This window comes from Enterobacter sp. C4G1, from assembly GCF_052886895.1.
Genome location: NZ_JBQVVV010000001.1, coordinates 2,565,444 through 2,584,225 on the forward strand (window position 1 = coordinate 2,565,444; position 18,782 = coordinate 2,584,225).

Annotated in this window: 26 protein-coding genes; 21 read left to right on the plus strand and 5 right to left on the minus strand. The window is 52.1% G+C overall.

The features are described from left to right. Positions 1–13: 13 nt before the first annotated feature. Entirely contained in the window at positions 14–610 is a 597-nt protein-coding gene (locus ACT9TW_RS12310; protein WP_446492514.1) for a phage repressor protein CI, read from the minus strand. A gap of 95 nt (positions 611–705) precedes the next feature. Between ACT9TW_RS12310 and ACT9TW_RS12315 the strand changes: the two genes are divergently transcribed. The 10 genes from ACT9TW_RS12315 (at position 706) to ACT9TW_RS12360 (ending at position 8,868) form a co-directional block, all read left to right on the plus strand. Continuing rightward, positions 706–927: a hypothetical protein gene (locus ACT9TW_RS12315; protein WP_012016743.1), complete on the plus strand. Its 222-nt coding sequence runs from the start codon at positions 706–708 to the stop codon at positions 925–927. Between the two features lie 32 nt (positions 928–959). Continuing rightward, positions 960–1,469 carry a phage regulatory CII family protein gene (locus ACT9TW_RS12320; protein ID WP_446492515.1) on the plus strand — a complete coding sequence of 170 codons (510 nt, stop codon included), beginning with the start codon at positions 960–962 and terminating at the stop codon, positions 1,467–1,469. A gap of 7 nt (positions 1,470–1,476) precedes the next feature. Next, positions 1,477–1,677 carry a phage filamentation protein Fil family protein gene (locus tag ACT9TW_RS12325; RefSeq protein WP_446492516.1) on the plus strand — a complete coding sequence of 67 codons (201 nt, stop codon included), beginning with the start codon at positions 1,477–1,479 and terminating at the stop codon, positions 1,675–1,677. Beyond that, positions 1,641–1,982: a DUF5347 domain-containing protein gene (locus tag ACT9TW_RS12330; protein WP_446492517.1), complete on the plus strand. Its 342-nt coding sequence runs from the start codon at positions 1,641–1,643 to the stop codon at positions 1,980–1,982. The genes ACT9TW_RS12325 and ACT9TW_RS12330 overlap by 37 nt, the downstream gene beginning before the upstream one ends. 67 nt (positions 1,983–2,049) lie before the next feature. Then, positions 2,050–2,286 (plus strand): DUF2732 family protein, encoded by a 237-nt coding sequence (locus tag ACT9TW_RS12335; RefSeq protein WP_224253545.1) that lies wholly within the window; start codon positions 2,050–2,052, stop codon positions 2,284–2,286. Next, positions 2,286–2,513, plus strand: coding sequence for a TraR/DksA family transcriptional regulator (locus ACT9TW_RS12340; RefSeq protein ID WP_446492518.1), 228 nt, complete (start codon positions 2,286–2,288; stop codon positions 2,511–2,513). Before ACT9TW_RS12335 ends, ACT9TW_RS12340 begins: the two co-directional genes overlap by 1 nt. Before the next feature lie 19 nt (positions 2,514–2,532). Continuing rightward, the gene (locus ACT9TW_RS12345) at positions 2,533–4,914 is read left to right on the plus strand and encodes a replication endonuclease (RefSeq protein ID WP_446492519.1); all 2,382 of its coding nucleotides are present in this window, start codon (positions 2,533–2,535) and stop codon (positions 4,912–4,914) included. A gap of 385 nt (positions 4,915–5,299) precedes the next feature. Beyond that, a complete protein-coding gene (locus ACT9TW_RS12350) occupies positions 5,300–5,590 on the plus strand; it encodes a hypothetical protein (RefSeq protein WP_446492520.1) in 291 nt (96 codons plus the stop codon). Positions 5,591–5,600: 10 nt separating this feature from the next. Further along, positions 5,601–6,683, plus strand: coding sequence for an AAA family ATPase (locus ACT9TW_RS12355; RefSeq protein WP_446492521.1), 1,083 nt, complete (start codon positions 5,601–5,603; stop codon positions 6,681–6,683). After that, positions 6,676–8,868: a S8 family peptidase gene (locus tag ACT9TW_RS12360; RefSeq protein ID WP_446492522.1), complete on the plus strand. Its 2,193-nt coding sequence runs from the start codon at positions 6,676–6,678 to the stop codon at positions 8,866–8,868. The genes ACT9TW_RS12355 and ACT9TW_RS12360 overlap by 8 nt, the downstream gene beginning before the upstream one ends. Positions 8,869–8,915: 47 nt before the next feature. On the opposite strand, the gene ACT9TW_RS12365 is transcribed toward ACT9TW_RS12360, so the two are convergent. Further along, complete coding sequence (locus ACT9TW_RS12365; RefSeq protein WP_446492523.1) at positions 8,916–9,956, minus strand: phage portal protein; 1,041 nt, start codon at positions 9,954–9,956, stop codon at positions 8,916–8,918. Beyond that, complete coding sequence (locus ACT9TW_RS12370) at positions 9,956–11,722, minus strand: terminase ATPase subunit family protein (protein WP_446492524.1); 1,767 nt, start codon at positions 11,720–11,722, stop codon at positions 9,956–9,958. Before ACT9TW_RS12370 ends, ACT9TW_RS12365 begins: the two co-directional genes overlap by 1 nt. 140 nt (positions 11,723–11,862) lie before the next feature. Between ACT9TW_RS12370 and ACT9TW_RS12375 the strand changes: the two genes are divergently transcribed. From ACT9TW_RS12375 to ACT9TW_RS12425, 11 genes are all read left to right on the plus strand, one after another. Then, entirely contained in the window at positions 11,863–12,696 is an 834-nt protein-coding gene (locus ACT9TW_RS12375) for a GPO family capsid scaffolding protein (RefSeq protein ID WP_446492525.1), read from the plus strand. A gap of 15 nt (positions 12,697–12,711) precedes the next feature. After that, the gene (locus ACT9TW_RS12380) at positions 12,712–13,776 is read left to right on the plus strand and encodes a phage major capsid protein, P2 family (protein WP_446492526.1); all 1,065 of its coding nucleotides are present in this window, start codon (positions 12,712–12,714) and stop codon (positions 13,774–13,776) included. A 3-nt stretch (positions 13,777–13,779) separates the two neighbouring features. After that, a complete protein-coding gene (locus tag ACT9TW_RS12385; protein WP_446492527.1) occupies positions 13,780–14,427 on the plus strand; it encodes a phage terminase small subunit in 648 nt (215 codons plus the stop codon). Between the two features lie 94 nt (positions 14,428–14,521). Next, complete coding sequence (locus ACT9TW_RS12390; RefSeq protein ID WP_446492709.1) at positions 14,522–14,986, plus strand: head completion/stabilization protein; 465 nt, start codon at positions 14,522–14,524, stop codon at positions 14,984–14,986. Then, the gene (locus ACT9TW_RS12395) at positions 14,986–15,189 is read left to right on the plus strand and encodes a tail protein X (RefSeq protein ID WP_446492528.1); all 204 of its coding nucleotides are present in this window, start codon (positions 14,986–14,988) and stop codon (positions 15,187–15,189) included. Before ACT9TW_RS12390 ends, ACT9TW_RS12395 begins: the two co-directional genes overlap by 1 nt. A gap of 3 nt (positions 15,190–15,192) precedes the next feature. Further along, on the plus strand, positions 15,193–15,408 hold the full coding sequence (locus ACT9TW_RS12400) for an HP1 family phage holin (protein WP_446492529.1): 216 nt from the start codon (positions 15,193–15,195) through the stop codon (positions 15,406–15,408). After that, positions 15,389–15,904 carry a lysozyme gene (locus tag ACT9TW_RS12405; protein WP_446492530.1) on the plus strand — a complete coding sequence of 172 codons (516 nt, stop codon included), beginning with the start codon at positions 15,389–15,391 and terminating at the stop codon, positions 15,902–15,904. Before ACT9TW_RS12400 ends, ACT9TW_RS12405 begins: the two co-directional genes overlap by 20 nt. Further along, complete coding sequence (gene lysB, locus ACT9TW_RS12410; protein WP_446492710.1) at positions 15,901–16,329, plus strand: Rz-like lysis system protein LysB; 429 nt, start codon at positions 15,901–15,903, stop codon at positions 16,327–16,329. The genes ACT9TW_RS12405 and lysB overlap by 4 nt, the downstream gene beginning before the upstream one ends. Next, on the plus strand, positions 16,214–16,462 hold the full coding sequence (gene lysC, locus ACT9TW_RS12415) for an Rz1-like lysis system protein LysC (protein ID WP_446492711.1): 249 nt from the start codon (positions 16,214–16,216) through the stop codon (positions 16,460–16,462). The genes lysB and lysC overlap by 116 nt, the downstream gene beginning before the upstream one ends. Continuing rightward, the gene (locus ACT9TW_RS12420; protein WP_446492531.1) at positions 16,425–16,856 is read left to right on the plus strand and encodes a phage tail protein; all 432 of its coding nucleotides are present in this window, start codon (positions 16,425–16,427) and stop codon (positions 16,854–16,856) included. The genes lysC and ACT9TW_RS12420 overlap by 38 nt, the downstream gene beginning before the upstream one ends. Continuing rightward, positions 16,849–17,295: a phage virion morphogenesis protein gene (locus ACT9TW_RS12425; protein WP_446492532.1), complete on the plus strand. Its 447-nt coding sequence runs from the start codon at positions 16,849–16,851 to the stop codon at positions 17,293–17,295. The genes ACT9TW_RS12420 and ACT9TW_RS12425 overlap by 8 nt, the downstream gene beginning before the upstream one ends. Positions 17,296–17,305: 10 nt before the next feature. Here ACT9TW_RS12425 and ACT9TW_RS12430 read toward each other — a convergent pair whose 3' ends face one another. After that, complete coding sequence (locus tag ACT9TW_RS12430; protein ID WP_446492533.1) at positions 17,306–18,175, minus strand: DUF2971 domain-containing protein; 870 nt, start codon at positions 18,173–18,175, stop codon at positions 17,306–17,308. Between the two features lie 41 nt (positions 18,176–18,216). Next, positions 18,217–18,771, minus strand: coding sequence for a hypothetical protein (locus tag ACT9TW_RS12435; RefSeq protein WP_446492534.1), 555 nt, complete (start codon positions 18,769–18,771; stop codon positions 18,217–18,219). Positions 18,772–18,782 lie beyond the last annotated feature (11 nt).

Here is an 18,782-nt window from a genome sequence, read left to right on the forward strand (position 1 = left end):
TCCTTTTACCTAATCAGTGTGAAACTGTTGTGCTTCTTATACATGCAATAACTTCTATATCTGAAAAAGCACACTCAAAACTATTTTCTGCAGTAGAAACTTTAATCATGCCTTTCGGCAGCCTTGTAATCAGTCTAACGGAATAGGTCCCATCAATATTGATCAACCAGTGCCCATCTAACACTTCCGTGAAGTTTTGATCACAGATATATGTGGTACGGCCATCGCGAACAACCATGGGAGATGAAAGATTGGTGGGAAGAAATGATGTGTCAAAAACGCAAGAACCATCTTCAACCATTTTGCCAGCAGTGAAAGAAAACCGCGCCAGCTCTTCAGTAGTCGCTGTTTTCGAGCTTTGCTTTAGACCCTGCCCGGTGGTTAACCAATTGAGAGATACACCAGTTTCGAGGGCGCATTGGATTATCCAGTCAGCAGGGAACGTGTCCCGCATATACCGGTTAGCCAAAGTGCTTTTTGAGACATCTAGGTGATCGGCTAATGCCTGTCGTGTTGTAAAACCATACGCCTCTACCAATCGTTCAATCGCAGCTTTGCCACCCTGATTGGGATTTATCCTGGTCTCACTTGGGTACTTTGATGTTGACATATCTCTTATGCGATCCTAGTATCAGTTCTGTTCCCATTTGGGGACTTGTCACGATTACAAACGGCTCACCACAAGCCAATAGGAGATGTTGCATCATGACCCCTAATATTTCAATCACTCTGAACACACCGCACGTCACAATTGAACGCTATAGCGAGCTTACTGGGCTACCTGTTGACACCATTAACGACATGCTTGCAGATGGTCGGTTGCCTCGTCACCGCCTGCGCAAAGATAAGAAGCGTGAAAAGGTAATGATTAATATCGTTGCTTTAACCGTTGATGCACTCTCAGATTGCAACGTGACTATCAATTAGTTCCATTTTGAGACTTCACGGAGCAACTGACTATGTTTGACTATCGCATATCAAAACATCCCCATTTCAATGAGGCCTGCCGTGCTTTCGCGCTGCGCCACAATATGGCGAAGCTGGCTGAACGTGCAGGTATGAACGTTCAGACCCTGCGTAACAAGCTTAACCCTGAACAACCACACCAGCTCACAGCGCCAGATATATGGCTACTCACTGATCTCACCGAAGACTCAACGCTGGTTGATGGTTTTCTTGCGCAGATCCATTGCTTGCCATGCGTACCAACCAATGAAGTCGCGCGGGAGAAAGTGCCCCAGTATGTCCTGAAAGCTACCGCCGAGATCGGCCGTGTCGCTGCAAGTGCGGTTTCTGGAGTTCAGCTAAATGCGACCACCCGCCGTCAGGTTGTCGAAAGCGTCAACTCTGTTACTCGTCTGATGGCTTTAACTGCTATTTCACTGCAGGCGCGTTTACAGGCTAACCCCGCAATGGCAAGTGTCGTCGATACCGTAACGGGCGTTGGCTCCTCGTTTGGGCTGAGCTGAGGTGTTTATGCTGAACAATGAACCTTCATTTGCGTCTCTTCTCGTTAAGCAAAGCCCGGCAATGCACTGCGGCCATGGTTGGATCATCGGGAAAGATGGTAAGCGCTGGCATCCGTGCCGCTCGCAGGATGCACTTTTGGCCGACCTGTCCACTATTCAACAGGGGAAACCATGGCTATTGAAGGTCCTGCTGCGACTGTTCCGCTGAGTACCGGTCAGCGCCTGAATGGGCTGAACCATATTGCGGAGCTGAGAGCAAAAGTGTTTGGCCTGAATATTGAGCACGAGCTGGAACGGTTTATTAATGATATGCGCGATCCACGCGACATTAACCACAAACAGAATGAGAGGGCACTGGCCGCCATATTCTTCATGGCAAAAATTCCGGCAGAACGTCACAGCGTCAATATTAATGAGCTGACCACTGACGAAACGCGGGAGCTGATTAAAGCAATGAATCATTTTCGTGCAGTGGTGAGCTTATTTCCTAAACGGCTAACCATGCCGAATTAACCCAAAACAGAAATTAATGGCGTAAACCCGCCGGGCATTCTTTTGCCCAAATTCAGGAGAAATGATGATGCGAAATAGTGAAACCCGTACCACTAAAACCGGTCCAGATGATGCCGGTTTATTCCAGCTGTTTAACGAGACTCGTCTGGATGAGCGTAAAAGCTGTGCCTTTGCCGTTTCTATCCGCATGGAGGCACTGGCGCTCCATATCCTCCAGAAGGAAATGACCGGAATTGAGGCGGCGGAATTGCTACGCCGTGAAGTTACCCGTTATGAAGCTGAATCACGCGGGGACTGGCACTGATGGCTGATTCCATGGATCTCGTACAGCAGCGCGTCGAAGAAAATCTGCAGCGCCATATTCACAACGCCCGAAATAGAAAGCCGGGCGTTGCCCGCGTTCTTTGTATCGACTGTGATACGCCAATCCCTGCGGCTCGCAGACAAGCCATTCCAGGCGTGCAGTGCTGCGTCACATGCCAGGAAATCGCAGAGTTGAAAGGGAAGCACTACACCCGAGGCGCGCTGTGAGCTTCGGAGACTGTCAGTGATGTCTGAATTAACAAACGACAAAGGCGGCCTGAATGAGGCCGCCGGGGCTTTCCCATGGAACGCCCCGAAAAAAGCAGTAAACCCCTATCTGGACCCGGCGGATGTTGCGCCGGTGTCTGCGCTTTCAAGCCTGATCACTCTTTACGCTGCGGATAGCGAGCAGGAACAACTGCGCCGCGAGGCCCTGAGTGATGAGGTCTGGGAACGCTATTTCTTCAATGAGTCCCGCGATCCTGTTCAACGTGAACTTGAACAGGACCAACTCATCAGCCGTGCCAAAATGGCCCGTGAGCAGCAGCGCTTTAATCCCGATCTGGTCATTCTGGCTAACGTTAGCGCCGAACCCGCCCACGTCAGCAAACCACTGCTGGAAAGAATTAAATTCTTCCAGGGGCTGGGAAGGGCGAAGGCTTATTCCCGCTATCTGCGTGAAACAATCAGGCCGTGCCTTGATCGACTGGAACGCGTGCGTGAAAGTCAGGTGTCTGCCTCTTTCCGGTTTATGGCGAGCCATGAAGGACTGGAGGGGCTGCTGATTCTGCCCGAAATGAATCAGGAGCAGGTCAAGCGCCTGTCTACACTGGTTGCGGCACATATGAGCATGTGTCTCGATGCCGCCTGCAGCGATCTGTTTGTGACTGATAATGTGAAGCCGGAACAAATCCACCAGTCATGGGAAAAGGTGGCCGATGAAGCAATGCGCCTTGATGTGATCCCACCTGCCTTTGAACAGCTGCGCCGCAAGAAACGCCGTCGCAAGCCAGTGCCCTATGACCTTATTCCGGGTTCGCTGGCGCGAATGCTGTGTGCCGACTGGTGGTATCGCAAGCTGTGGCAGACGCGTTGCGAGTGGCGGGAGGAACAGCTGCGTGCTGTTTGCCTGGTCAACAAGAAAGCGTCCCCATATGTCAGCTATGAAGCCGTGATCCACAAACGCGAGCAGCGGCGCAAATCGCTGGAGTTTTTCCAGTCGCACGAGCTGGTGAATGCCGACGGTGACACGCTGGATATGGAAGACGTGGTGAACGCCAGCAGCAGCAACCCGGCGCACCGGCGCAATGAAATGATGGCGTGCGTGAAAGGCCTGGAGCTGATCGCAGAAATGCGCGGCGACTGCGCCGTGTTCTATACCATCACCTGTCCGTCACGTTTCCACGCCACCCTTAACAACGGCAGGCCCAATCCGAAGTGGACAAGCGAAACGGTCCGGCAGAGCAGTGACTATCTGGTCGATACCTTCGCCGCATTCCGCAAAGCCATGCACAAAGCCGGGCTGCGCTGGTATGGCGTGCGCGTTGCTGAGCCGCATCACGACGGCACCGTGCACTGGCACATGCTGTGCTTCATGCGCAAAAAAGACCGTCGCACCCTTACTGCACTGCTGCGTAAATTCGCCATTCGTGAAGACCGCGCCGAGCTGGGCAACAACACCGGCCCGCGCTTCAAATCTGAGCTTATCAACCCACGTAAAGGCACGCCGACCAGCTATATCGCCAAATACATCAGCAAGAACATCGACGGGCGCGGACTGGCGAAAGAGATTAGCAAAGAAACCGGCAAATCACTGCGCGACAGCGCCGAGCACGTTAGCGCCTGGGCATCCCTGCACCGCGTTCAGCAATTCCGCTTCTTCGGTATTCCAGGACGTCAGGCTTATCGCGAGCTCCGTTTGCTGGCCGGACAGGCCGCGAAAGCGCAGGGCGATAAAAAAACCGGTGCGCCGGTGCTGGAAAATGCGCGACTGGATGCGGTACTGGCCGCCGCTGATGTGGGCTGTTTTGCCACCTACATCATGAAGCAGGGCGGCGTACTGGTTCCCCGCAAAAACCACCTTATCCGAACCGCATACGAGCTTAACGACGAGCCGGGCACCTACGGCGATCACGGCATCCGCATCTATGGTATCTGGTCCCCGATTGTTGAGGGCCGGATCTGCACGCACGCGATGAAGTGGAAAATGGTTCGTAAGGCCGTTGAAGTTCAGGAGGCGACAGCCGACCAGGGCGCTCGCGCCCCTTGGACTCGTGGCAATAACTGTCCCCCTGTTGATAAAACGTACCAGACAGGGGGCGAACTACCGGGCAGCGAAGAACCTGCAGCGCTGCCGGACTTCGAAAACATGAGCAAAAAGGAACTGCGCGAGCTGACGGCAAGGCTGCGGCTGGTTAAACCGAAGCGCCGAAAAGGCTACAAACAGGAAATTACGGAACACCAACGGCTACAGCTCGATGTGGAGTTGCTGTCCAGAGGCTTTGACGCCAGTGAAACGGAAGTGGATCTGCTTCTGCGTGGCGGCAGCCTGCCATCTGGAGCCGGGCTGCGCCTGTTCTACCGGAACCAGCGCCTACAGGAGGATGACAAATGGCGTCAGTGGTACTGACGGCTCAGAGAAATAGCATATCTATTAATCAAAGAGTTAGCTGAGTAAAAAACTATTTCAGCTTTAAAATCATATGATGTACTGTATATATAAACAGTAATATTGGGAGGGAGTTGTGAACGATTTGTTCATGGAGTCACTTGCACTGCAGCGGATAGAACTTATGGCCCGGCTGGTTGCCAGCTCAGATTGTAGCGATGACGACAAGGAGGTTGCGATTTCGTGGCTTTCGGAGCTGACGAGCGACCTGGTTACCAGGCTGAATGAGTATGGAGTGAGGCAAGATGAAAGTACGCATTAGTGATTCCGCACCATGGGAAACTCCCTCCCATACGGCATCCTGCGGTTTGAGAACGCAGTGCATGTCTATGGTGCATGGATTCGCATGATCCAAAAAGGATCGCAACGGGTCGGAGCCGCCAGAACTGGTGCGCTTTCCGGCCTGTCATGCACCTGCATGAAAACCACTACACAAAGCGGGCAGGCGTGGCGGGGATACGAGCGCGCGGTGGTGGTAATAATTGAGGGCAATTTTCAAACCATTCTCGATGCATCTGTGATGTGGTTCGGTTTTTGGTCAAACTGGTTCAATTATTCGGTTTTTTGGGTATGTTGTGGCTGCTATTTAGCATTATTGGTGTATGATTGTTTTCATTGTGGTTGGTGTTTGCCGTAAAGGTGGTTGAATGATTAATGTGACGAATGAAATGCTCATTGATGTAGTCAGTGATGCACTTGCAGGGAAGAGAGAAAGTCTTCTCATGCGACTGAGAGTTATGGCAAAAAAACTCAAGAAAGAATCTCCTGAGTTAGCGAACAAACTTGAAAGCCTGCTTCTGCATACCAGCGGTGCTGTCGCTGTTGAGCGCGCCCAGCCTCTGATACCTAAAGCAGCTCCAGTTGATGCTGACAGTAGGCAAAAGTTGTTAGTTGAAACTTATCCTGTGGTTATTGATGTAGAACCTGTTTGGCCAAGCAAAACTGATGTGCAATTAAATCGATTTGTGATCGAATGGGAAATGAAAGAACGTCTTTATAAGGAGGGGCTTCACCCTTCCAGGTCTCTTCTTATGGGGGGGCCTCCGGGAGTTGGAAAGACGTTAGCTGCAAAATGGCTGGCTAGTAAGCTTGATATGCCGCTTCTTACACTGGATCTTGCGAGTGTAATGAGCAGCTATTTAGGTAAAACGGGAAATAACATAAAAGCGGTTCTTAACTATGCTTCGTCATTTCCATGTGTGCTGTTACTTGATGAATTTGATGCAATTGCTAAAAAAAGAGATGATGCAACGGATGTAGGAGAACTCAAGCGATTAGTTACTGTGCTTTTACAAGCTATTGATGAGTGGCCTAATACCTCTGTACTAATTGCTGCTACAAACCATTCAGAATTACTCGATCCTGCTGCATGGAGACGATTTGATAGGGTGATTGATTTTGACTATCCAACAAAAGATCTAATTCAAAAATATTTAATATCTAAAGATATTGGCGATGATTTGGCTGGGTATATTTCGGCCAGATTGGATAAGGTATCTTATGCTGTAATTGAAAGAGCTATCAATCAGGCTAAGCGTAATTCTATTATAGAAAACTCTCCTTTAAGTTCATCGTTGATTGATGAGTTATTAGAAGGGGAGTCTATTGAAGATGTTATTAGAACAATGTTAGCTGAAAATGTTGCGCAAAGGAAAATTTCACGCGACCTAGGCATACCTAGAACTCAGGTCAGTAAATTTGTGAAGACAGAGGACGAAGGAAATGAATGACAAGAATATGTTGCTCGGATATGGGGAAACTCTTACTGGTTCAATAAAATTGAATCGGGGTGGCGGTGGTAAAAATAAACCTTATACCTACTCTGAAAATAAACCTGTTATTTCCGAGCAGTTGAGTGAGTTAATTGCTGAAATCAATAAAATCCCGCTTTCAGCAATGCCTGAGGGCAAGGCTGTGGCAAAATTTGTACTGCATCCAACATTTCTAGCTAAAAGCTATTTCCCTGTAGGACTGCTGGATAGATTTTCTCTTGGTAGTATCGGTAGTAAAGCTATTAAAATTAAGCCTAGAAAGGATATCAAAAAGAAAGGCCGGAAAGATGAATATACAACGGCCTGTATTTATGTTTCTGGTAAGCAGGAAAGCTTTCAGCAATTCCTTGATGCTGTCAATAAAGATGCGCTAACGAAAGGACAGCAGGATGACTTTATTACGCTGGAAAGCATTTCAATGCTTGAAGTGTCTGATAAAGTAAAATCAATCAATAATCATGAAATGATGAATATTGAGGTGGCGCTTCATACTCCAGAAAACACCTCAAACGTAATTGATACTTTTGAATCCTTCGCTTTGCAAAACGGTGCTGTCATTGATACAGCAAGAAGTATAAAGGTTAAAGGCTTAACCTTTATGCCAATTAAGGCAAGTAAAGATGTTGCTTTAAAATTGGCTGAGTTTTCTTTCCTTAGAACGCTTAGAGAGCTTCCTGAATTAAGATTAAGCGAACCAGTTATAGCGCGCTCTGTGGCACAAACTTCGCATCTTAGTTTGCCTACTGAGGGGGCTGTGAATCCACATTTAAAGGTAGCTATATTCGACGGCGGTCTAGGTGTGGATGATTTCAGCCCATGGGTTACTGAGTACACCTTTAATGGCAACTCTGCCACAAGTGCTAAGCTGCTTTCTCACGGGCAGGATGTAACGTCCACAGTTCTGTTTGGCGTTCTGGGTGCGGACACCGAGAAATTGATGGTGCCCTTTTGCAATATAGATCATTACCGTGTTTTGGATTCGAATGTTAATAATACGGATGTTGATCTCTTTGATGTTTTGATTCGAATTAAAAGTGTTTTAGAACAAAATCATTATGATTATGTGAATTTAAGTTTGGGGCCAAGATTACCAGTTGATGATGATGATGTTCATGTGTGGACTTCTACGCTAGAGGAAATTCTTGCAACTGGTGAAACGCTTTGCACTATTGCAGTAGGCAATGATGGTCATCTCCCTGCTCAATTAAACAGAATCCAGCCTCCAGCAGACTTGGTTAATGGGTTGTCTGTCGGTGCGGCGACATCTTTATCTGAAGACTGGGAGCGGTGCTCCTACAGTTGCATTGGGCCAGGACGAAGCCCCGGTTTTGTAAAACCAGATGGGGTCGCATTTGGTGGGAATGAGGATGAACCTTTTCAGGTATACAGTCCAATGCTGAATGGGCTTGCCAGCACTGCCGGAACGAGTTTTTCAGCACCGTTGGTATTGCGACAGGCGATAGCGTTAAGTTCATCGCTGCAATATAACATCACGCCTCTGACTGCTAAGGCACTCCTTATACATCACGCTGAATGTAAAAAACTTAACCGTCACGAGGTAGGTTGGGGTCGTTTCCCTCATGAGTTGAGTGAAGTGATATTCTGCGGGGATGATGAGGTAAAAGTTATCTATCAGGGAAAACTGAAGCCATCCCAACACATGCGAGCGCTTATTCCTGTTCCCGAAATTCTGATGAAAGGTCGTGTGAATTTGAGGGCAACATTCTGCTTCTCAAGTCCAGTAGATGCTGAGCATCCTTTAAACTACACCAGAAGTGGATTGGAAGTGACTATGCGTAAGGGCATATCGGATAGTGATGGACTCACGTTCCCTCTTTTCAACCTGAAAAATGTTTATGCTGATGAAAATGAGCAGCGCATTGATGCCCATAAATGGGAGACGACGCTAAGAAGCGAACATACCTTTAAAGAAGGTGAGTTAACTAATCCTTGCTTTGACATCGCTTATTATGGTCGCGATTGCGGGATGCCTGTTGATGTGGATGAGTTAGATGAATTGCCTTATGTTCTTATTGTAACTTTATCAGCTGAGGAAATGCCTGATTTATATAACCTGATAAGGCAAAAATATCAGACATTGCAGCCTATCCAGGTTCAGCAGCAAATTATTTTGCGTGCTTAATGTAAAAGGGGCTTATGCCCCTCTTTTTTAATGTCGATTGTTTTTTATCATTCGCTCTGAATGTCCAAGGTATAAGGCTCAAAGCGGAGTACCTCCTCCCCAATCCAGTCATTCAGCCCCTGCAGCCGTTTCTGTAATGGCATCAGTTCGTTCCTTACAAAAACCTTACTTGCCTTCTCAACGTCCCCAAACCCCCCTACATTACTCGGCATGATACCCATCATCTGTGGCGGAACGCGGTGCGCTGCCATCATGTCGTCCCGGCTCACGTTCTTGATGTTCAAAAACTCATCCTTTGCCGCTACCTCTGACAGCGGGATAATTTGAATCCCGTCCTTTTTGCCGTTGGGAGAATACATAAATAGGTTGCGGAAGTTGCCCGGCCCTTTGGCGCTTTTCATGGCCTGACGGATATTGTTCACGTCCTCCTGATTCTGCGCGGCGTCGGTCATGTACATGATAAAACCCGCATGGCTGCCGTTGATGTAATACTTGCGACGGAACAGCGTGGCTGACTCGTTCAGCAGGGCGGAAGGGATAGCGGAAAGGTATTCCGGCAGGCCGTAAATCTCCTGGTTAAGATCCGGCTCCATCAGGTGAAAGATACTGCCTCTGGTGAATTCATACGGCTGCGTGGTCATGCCGTACTGCACAAACCAGTAAGTATCCAGATCCACACCGCGACGGGTGTATTTCGCCAGCGATGGCTCCAGTGAAAGAATGCCGCCGAGCCGGTTGGTGCGTTTCTCCAGATAGGCGTTACCAAACACAAGATAGTCCTGCACAAAACGGCTGAACGCCTGCTGGCTCAGCAGTGGATGCGGGATAAAGGTGCTGGTCAGAATGTTGCGCTTCACGGCAATCGGCGAGCTGTGGTGTACGGCGGCGCGGTAGGTGCGCGCGAGTCCGTCAAAACTGACCGGCGGCTCATACCAGCGGTCCATCTGCACGCATTCCACGTAATCCAGCAGCTCGCGGCGGTCCAGTACTGGGATCGGGTCGCCAAAGCTGAAGGCTTCTGCTCTTGTCGCGCCGCTGTGCTGAACGCTTTGCGCGGCTGCGGCACGGTTTTTCTTGCTCTTGCCCATCAAAAAATCTCCACAATATTGCTGGTATTGGCGGATTCGCCCTGCAGCGGTTCGTTAAACAGCGCGTGCATCGTCGCCCACGCCAGATCGGCATGGCTGGCTTCTTCACTGCGGCTGGCTTCGTAGGTTGGGCGGTTGCCGCTGGCGGTGGTGGTGCGGCGGATTGCCATAAAGGACTGCGCGATGTCGGTGTGCCCGGCGTCGAACTCCAGGCGGCGGTGGCTGATAATGTCGTACGCCTTGAGCACTAGGGCGTTTTTGACGTTGGGGTTGTAAACGAACTCGCGAACGGCAGGGAAGAACGCCTTCACATTCTCATACACACCGTGGCCGACGCCGGTGGAGTCGATGCCGATATAGGTCACGTTGTACTGCTGCGTCAGCTTTTTGATGGCGTCGGCCTGGGCGCGGAAGTCCATGCCGCGCCACTGGTGACGCTCCAGAATGCGGAACTTGCCTCCCGGCACCGTTGGCGGAGCCATGACCACGCAGCCCGCGCTGTCACCGTTCTGGGTGCCCTTCGCAGGGTCGTAGCCGATCCACACTTCGCGCCAGCCAAACGGACGCAACGCCAGCGCGTGAAAATCTGACCAGACTTCCCAGCTGTCTACCATGCACGCCTGCAACTCGCTGAGCGGAAACACGGACGCCAGATCATCGATAAACTCACACATCAGCAGGTTCTGGTACTCGTCCGGGCTGTACTCCATGCGCAGCTGGTCGATATCGAACAGGTTACACCCGCCGCGCACCGCGTCTTCCACGGTGACAATCTGGCGGTATTGCCCGTCCGGGCAGAGCAGGCCGGGGGCCAGGCTGCCGTGAGTCAGGTCGATATCCACCTTGTCCGCTTTCGCGCGGCCCCGGTTAAACAGCGCACCGGACCAGAACGGATACGCGCTGTGGGTCAGGCTGGACGGCGTGGAGAAGTAGGTCTGTCGCCATTTTTTGTGGATGGCCATCCCGGAGGCGACCTTGCGCAGCTCCTGGAATTTCGGTATCCAGAAATATTCATCCAGGTACAGGTTGCCGTGGTAGCTCTGCGCCGTGCGGGCGTTGGTGCCGAGAAAGTACAGACACGCGCCGTTGCTGAGCGTCATCGGGTCGCCTTTCAGCTCCACATCGACCTCTTTGGCAAAGTCGATGATGTACTGCTTGAAGACGTGCGCCTGCGCCTTGCTGGCGGAGAGGAAAATCTGGTTTCGCCCGGTGGTGATGGCGTCAATCAGCGCCTCGCGGGCAAAGAAGAAGGTCGCCCCAATCTGGCGTGACTTGAGCAGGTTGCGGATACGATGCCGGTTGCCTGCCTCCCACCAGTGGCGCTGGTAGGCAAACATCGACTCGTGGAAGACCTCCTGCAGTTTCTCGATCTGCTCGTCGGTAAACAGGTTCTTTTCCGGTGGCTTACGCGGGCCTTTGTTGCGGTTAGCAACGTTGGGGTTGAGGTCGGCTTCGTTGCCGCCGTCGTTGAATTTGCCGATCCGGGCGTGGCGCTCTGACTGGCGCGCCAGCAGGTCAATCTCCTTGAAGTCTTTCCCTTCTTTCTGCTCCTTCATGATGAGCTGGCAGTAGCGCGCGGCGGTGGTGAGCTGCATCTGATCCAGAGGACCGTACTCGCCCCATTTGTCGCGCTTCTTCCAGCTGTGAACGGTTGCAACTTTCTCGCCCAGCATTTCAGCAATGCGGGCTACGCGGTATCCCTGGAAGTACAGCAGCATGGCCTGCCGACGGGGATCGAGGTCTGCGGGGGTCAGTGTCATATCCATGGCACAAGCCTACGGCCTTGACTGACCTCTTTCTTCGGCTTCGTTTTGTATGGCGAAAGGCACAAGCGCCGCGCGTTGTCTCACTCCCCCCATCCCCGCAACCATAAGGCTCCAGACAGTTTTCTAACGGAGCACGGCTCATGACAGTGAAAGCAAAGCGTTTCCGCATCGGGGTGGAAGGTGCCACCACCGACGGACGCGAAATCCAGCGTGAATGGCTGGAACAGATGGCGGCGAGCTACAACCCGACGGTCTACACCGCGCTGATTAACCTTGAGCACATCAAGTCTTACTCCCCGGACAGCGCCTTTAACCGCTACGGCCAGGTGACGGCGCTGGTTGCCGAAGAAATCAAGGACGGACCGCTGGCAGGAAAAATGGCGCTGTACGCCGATGTGGAGCCGACCAGCTCCCTGGTGGAACTCGTCAAAAAAGGCCAGAAACTGTTCACCTCCATGGAGGTCAGCCCGAAATTTGCCGACACCGGCAAAGCCTATCTTGTTGGTCTGGCCGCAACCGACGATCCGGCGAGCCTCGGCACGGAAATGCTGGCGTTCAGCGCCAGTGCTGCCCACAACCCGCTGGCGAACCGTAAGCAGAAACCGGACAACCTGTTTTCTGCCGCTGAAGAAACGCTGATCGAGCTGGAAGAAATCCAGGACGACAAACCCTCCCTGTTTGCCCGTGTCTCCGCACTGTTTACCAAAAAAGAGCAGACCGACGATGTGCGTTTCTCTGACGTGCATCAGGCCGTGGAACTGGTCGCCACCGAGCAGCAGAACCTGAGCGAGCGCACCGCGAAATCCCTTTCTGAAAATGGCGAACGTCTGTCCGCGCTGGAATCTTCCCTGCAGGAGCAGCAGGCCGCCTTTGCCGAACTGGAGCAAAGGCTCAACCGCGAAGACAGCCGCAAGGATTACCGCCAGCGTGCGCCGGGCGGTGACGCACCGGCAGGCACCGTGACCAATTGCTGAGGAGCAAACCAACACATGAAACAGAAAACCCGCTTTGCCTTTAATGCCTACCTGCAGCAGCTGGCGCGCCTGAACGGTGTGGCCGTGACCGAGCTTGCCAGCAAGTTCACCGTCGAGCCGTCGGTATCCCAGACGCTGGAAGATGAGATCCAGCAGTCCGCCGCGTTTCTGACGCTGGTTAACGTAATGGGCGTAGCTGAACAGTCCGGCCAACTGCTTGGCCTGGGCGTCGGCAGCACCATTGCTGGAACGACGGACACCACCACCAAAGAGCGCGAACCGACTGATCCGACGCTGATGGCCGACGTGGAATACAAATGCGAGCAGACCAACTTCGACACGGTGCTGACCTACGCGAAGCTGGACCTGTGGGCTAAGTTTCAGGACTTCCAGGTGCGTATCCGCAACGCCATCGTGAAGCGCCAGGCGCTGGACCGCATCATGATCGGCTTCAACGGCGTGAAGCGCGCCAAAACCTCCAACCGTGGCGAGAACGTGCTGCTGCAGGACGTGAACAAGGGCTGGCTGCAGAAAATCCGCGAAGACGCGCCGGACAACGTGCTGGGCACTAAAACCGCAGACGATGGCACCGTGACCGTTGAACCGGTGAAAGTTGGGAAGGGTGGTCTTTACGCCAACCTCGACGCGCTAGTGATGGATGCGGTCAACGAGCTTATCGATCCGATTTTCCAGGACGATGATGAGCTGGTTGTGGTCTGCGGCCGCGAGCTTCTGTCTGACAAGTATTTCCCGCTGGTCAACAAAGAGCAGGAGAACAGCGAGAAAATCGCCGCCGATCTGATCATCAGCCAGAAACGCATGGGCGGCCTGCAGGCCGTGCGCGCGCCTTACTTCCCGGCGAACGCCGTGCTGATCACCCGCCTGGATAACTTGTCCATCTATTGGCAGGAAGACACCCGCCGCCGCTCGGTTATCGACAACCCGAAACGTGACCGCATCGAAAACTTCGAATCGGTAAACGAGGCCTATGTGGTTGAGGATTACCGCTGCGCGGCTCTGGTGGAAAACATCGAAATCGGTGATTTCAGCGCGCCAGCTGCACCGGACACCGGGGAGTAACCCATGAGCCTGAGTCCCGCACGGCAGCACCGCCTGCGCATTCAGGCTGAACAGGCCGCCCGCGAGGGCGGCAGTGTTCGCCATGCCTCGGGCTATGACCTGATGCTGTTGCAGCTGGCAGAAGATCGCCGCCGCCTTAAGGGCATCCAGTCCACGGTGAAAAAGGCGCAAATCAAGGTGGAGCTGCTGCCGAAATATTCCACCTGGGCGGACGGCGTGCTGGCGGCCGGAGGCGCGCAGCAGGATGACGTCCTGATGTACGTGATGTTGTGGCGTATCGACGCCGGTGACTATGACGGTGCGCTGGAAATAGGACGACATGCTCTGCGCCATGGCTGGGTGATGCCGCTCGGTAACCGCAACGTGCAGACCGTGCTGGCCGAGGAAATGGCCGACGCGGCGCAAAGCGCGATGCTGGCGGCAGCCCCATTTGATGCGGATCTTCTGCTGCAGGCGCTGGACCTGACCACCGGGCAGGATATGCCGGACCAGTCACGGGCGCGCCTGCACAAGGCCATCGGCGCGGTGCTAAGCGATAGTCATCCGGCATCGGCCCTGAATCACCTCACTCATGCGCTCCAGCTGGATTCCCGCTGCGGTGTGAAGAAAGACAAAGAGCGGCTGGAGCGCAGACTGCGCAACGACCGCTGACGGAACGTGCCCCGCGCACGGGCGGCACGGGATGGCGACAGGCATGGCCTCATCAAAATCCCGTCCACCGCCCACTTATTCAGGAGAACACCGCATGAAGTTTGTTGCGCCCGAACCGGCACCGGAACAGGCGGAGGTCATCAAAAATACGCCGTTCTGGCCGGACGCGGATCTGTCGGAGTTTCGCAGCGTGATGCGCACTGATGGCACGGTGACGCAGCCGCGCTTAAAGCAGGTGCTGCTGACCGCTATTTCCGAAGTGAACGCCGAGCTGTTCGACTTCCGCAACCGCCAGCGAATGCTCGGCTTTCAGGCACTGGCTGACGTACCGGCGGACGTACTCGACGGCAAAAACGAGCGTATCCAGCACTATCACAACGCCGTCTATTGCTGGGCGCGCGCCGTGCTCAACGAACGCTATCAGGACTATGACGCCACGGCGTCCGGCGTGAAGCGCGGGGAAGAGCTGGCGGAGGCCAGCGGCGACCTGTGGCGTGATGCCCGCTGGGCCATCAGCCGGGTGCAGGATGCGCCGCACTGCACGGTGGAGCTTATCTGATGAAAGTGCGTGCGCACCAGTATGACACGGTGGATGCCCTGTGCTGGCGTCACTACGGGCGCACGCAGGGTGTCACAGAGCAGGTATTACGTGCCAATCCAGGGCTGGCTGAACACGGCCCCTTTTTACCGCACGGGCTGCAGGTGGAACTGCCGAATCTCCCGGCATCGACCACCGCGCAGACCGTCCAGCTATGGGACTGAATCATGACGCTTGAGAGAGTCAGCGCCTTTATCACTTACTGCATCGCCGTGCTGCTGGCCTGGTTGGGTGACCTGTCGCTCAAGGATGCCTCCACGGTCGGCGGCGTGCTCATTGGTGTGCTGATGCTGGCGATCAACTGGTACTACAAACACCAGTCTTTCAAATTGCTGCGCGGCGGCAAAATCTCGCGGGGGGAATATGAATCCTTCAATCATTAAGCGCTGCCTGGTCGGAGCGGTGCTGGCTATCGCCGCCACGCTGCCCGGCTTTCAGTCTCTCCACACCTCAGTGGAAGGGCTGAAACTGATTGCCGATTATGAAGGCTGTCGCCTGCAGCCGTACCAGTGCAGCGCGGGCGTCTGGACCGACGGGATCGGCAACACGTCCGGCGTGACGCCCGGCAAAACCATCACCGAACGGCAGGCTGCGCAGGGACTTATTACTAACGTGCTGCAGGTTGAGAGGGCGCTGGAGAAGTGCGTGGTGCCATCCGTACCGCAAAAGGTCTATGACGCTGCGGTGTCGTTCGCCTTCAACGTCGGCAGCAATAATGCCTGCAGCTCCACGCTGGTGAAACTGCTCAATCAAAAGCGCTGGGCGGATGCCTGCCGCCAGCTGCCGCGCTGGGTGTACGTCAAAGGCGTGTTTAATCGGGGACTGGACAACCGCCGCGCGCGGGAAATGGTCTGGTGCCTGAAAGGGGCTGGGGAATGACGCGCACGCTGGCGGTCATGCTCGTGGTTGTACTGGCGGCGCTGGCCTGGCAGTCGTGGCGGCTGAACAACGCCCGCCACACCATCGATACACAGGGCGAACAGCTGGCGACCAGCGCCCAGGCACTGGCGAAGAAAAACAGCCAGCTGATCGGCCTGTCCATTCTGACCGAAACCAACAGCCGGGAGCAGATGCGGCTTTATGCTGCAGCGGAGAAGACCGCCGCGCTGTTGCGTCACCGGCAGCACCGGATCGAGGAACTGAAACGTGAGAACGAAGATTTACGCCGCTGGGCTGACACTCCTTTGCCTGCTGACATTATCCGGCTGCGGGAACGTCCGGCCCTCACCGGAGGTGTATCTTACCGTGAATGGCTGTCCCAGAGTGACGCCGTGCAGTCTGAACCCGTCAGCGCCAGACACTAACGGCGACCTGAACGCGATGCTGGATGAAACCGAGGCCGCCTGGGCGGTCTGCGCTGACAAAGTGGACACGATAGTGGCGTGCCAGGAGCGAAACAGTGAACAAGCCGCAGTCCCTACGCAGCGCCCTGAATAAGGCGGTGCCCTATGTGCGCGATAATCCGGACAAGCTGCACCTGTTCGTGGATAACGGCTCACTGGTGGCAACCGGTGCGCTATCGATGTCGTGGGAATATCGTTACACCCTGAACGTGGTGATCGAGGATTTCAGCGGTGACCAGAACCTGCTGATGGCCCCGGTCCTGCTGTGGCTGAAAGCGAATCAGGCGGATGCCATCAACAATCCGCAGCTGCGTGAAAAGCTGTTTACCTTTGAGGTAGATATTCTGCGCAACGACGTGTGTGATATCAGCCTGAACTTGCAGCTGACGGAGCGCGTGCTGGTCAGCACCGAGGGTGGTATCTCGACGGTTGAGGCGGAGCCAGAACCTTACGAGCCAGAAGAAATGTGGACGGTGAAACGTGGATAATCTGCACAAGGTCGATGAATGGTTAGCAGCACTGCTGGCAAATCTGGAGCCAGCGGCACGCAAGCGCATGATGCGGGAGCTGGCGCAGGAGCTGCGCCGGAATCAGCAGCAGAACATCCGCCTGCAGCGCAACCCTGACGGCAGCGGATACGATCCGCGAAAGGTCACTGCCCGGACTAAAAAGGGACGCATTAAGCGGCAGATGTTCTCCAAACTACGCACGGCGAAATACCTGAAAACTGCAGCCAGCGCGGATTCTGCCAGCGTGCAGTTTGTGGGGAAGGTGCAGCGCATTGCGCGGGTGCATCATTATGGATTGCGCGATCGGGTTAGTCACAAAGGACCTCAAATTCGGTATGCGCAACGTCGTTTAATAGGTAAAAATAAAGCTCTAAATAATGCCATGCAAGATATATTGTTGGATTCATTAATACCTTAATAGTGTAATTTCAATAAAGGCTCATCAATGATTTATCTACTTGCAATAACTTTGAGGTTTCAATGATATCTTTATTAAGGCCGAATTTTTCTGCAATAGAGTTTACGGCATTTGGAAATGGTTGGGAAACATAAGGTGAAATATAAATTTTTTCTATTAACTTTAGAGGGTCAATCTTTACTCTAACTCCAATTGGTTTGTGGCTTTCAACGTTCTTATGATCAAATGGCGGTGATATTGTCATTCTAACTTCATTTTCGTGTGCAAAAGACAGTCTCTTTAAGTAAGGGCCAAAATTGCCATTAACAATACAGTCTTGAGGTGTGAGATTTGGATCTAAGTAGTCTATATATTTGACTTCGCTTATAACAATGTAATTGTCTGAGATAATTGATTCTGTGAGTTTTGCTAAGTTGGTTTGTATTGCTATGCCTTTATTTAAATCGGAATATAAGCGCCACATACCTTCTGATTCGGTTTCATTTTTATGCCAGCAGTTAACAGTCACGGATTTCATTATAGCAAAATAAACTTTCTCCATCATTGGAAGATATGCGTTTATTTTTTCATTGAGTATTTCTAAATCACGTCGTGCATTTTCTTGATTAGGGCCTTGGCTAACATTACTGGCGTTGACCATTATCTTTAGTGGTTTAATCGCTTCATTGAAATCTTCAACACTATCTTTGAATATGCCAGCCATTGCACTTTGAGCAACTTTAGGCAAAAGTCCTTCGAAGGGATCTGAGTTTATATATGAACTTACAGGGGTAAAATAAAGTTCTCCAGTAGAAAGTAAATCTATAAATTTATCTAAGGACATGTAGCGCCATAACATTGTATCAGGTTGTAAATTTGGACTTATTCTAAAGTTATCCATGACTGTCTCCTCGGGGATTGTTTTTGGCGAGTTTGATATTTTTATTTGTTGAGTTTTTTTGAAAGATAAAATAAAGCCCCAATGCATCCTATCAGCACGGCTACTGAGAGAGAGTTATCAACACTCCACTTTTGAGGTTCTACCGCGGAAAGCATTAGTAAAATAACCGAAGCAATACCTAGCATTATAGGTTCTATTGCTTCATCTGGACCTTTGGTAATAAGCATAAACGCTAATTGAAATCCACATGATATTGCTAAGGCATTTGCAACATAACTTAATGTTTTAATTCCTTTTAAATGCGTTACAAAATGGTTGGTTGTGTCTTTTAAAATTGAGAGGCTATCGGCTAACTCAATTAAACCTTTTAATAATAGGAGTGTGGTAAGTGAGGCGAAAACTAATCGCTGGCAAAAGAACTGAATTCTATCAGCAGCAGACTCACTATTTTCTTCACTTTCATCTCCTTTTTTCTCTTTGGCTTCATATCTAAATATATTTGCTAAATCACCTCTGAAACGATGATTGAATATACAGAATATCGAAATCAGCAAGAACAATGATATAGAACTTTTGATTATTAAGTAGATATCCATTTCTCGATGAT